At 70.2% G+C, this 459-nt stretch carries 1 protein-coding gene; it reads right to left on the bottom strand.

The window, feature by feature from the left end:
• On the bottom strand, positions 1 to 459 hold a 459-nt coding region (locus G3N93_RS41170; protein ID WP_206135660.1), incomplete at both ends, for a beta-ketoacyl synthase chain length factor.

Below are 459 nucleotides of genomic sequence, written 5' to 3'. Positions count from 1 at the left end.
GCGTCGAGCAGCGGCAGCACGCGCGCGGCCGGATTGCCGGCGCGCAGCGTGTCGAGCTCGGCATGTGCGAGCATCGTGACGGGCGCGTCGGTGAGTTGCACGTCGATCCGGGCGAGCGCGCGTTCGCTTGCTTCGGGTGCGAGCACGAGTGCCACGCCGAACGCGTCGCCGATCGGGCGCACCGCGCGCAGTGGTTCCGGATAGTCGGTGTCGTACGCGATCAGCAGGGTCGGCACGCGATCGACTACGACCTGGCACAGGCTTTCCAGCAGGCCCGCGGCAAAGCTGCCGTCGTGCGCGCACAGCACGTTCGACGTCGCCATCGCGCGCGTCGCGATGCTCCAGTAGCCGGCCGGCGCGTTGTGCACGGAGTTGTGGAAGCGCGTTGGCGACAGCTGGCGATCGTCGCCGGCCAGCGTCTCGCAGATCGCGTGGCAATTCTGGCCGTCGCCGCCTGAA

It is taken from the genome of Burkholderia sp. Se-20378, from assembly GCF_017104665.1.
Taxonomy (GTDB): Bacteria; Pseudomonadota; Gammaproteobacteria; order Burkholderiales; family Burkholderiaceae; genus Burkholderia; species Burkholderia lata.
Note: the sequence above shows the minus strand (reverse complement) of the source record. Positions and strands in the feature narration are given on the sequence as shown.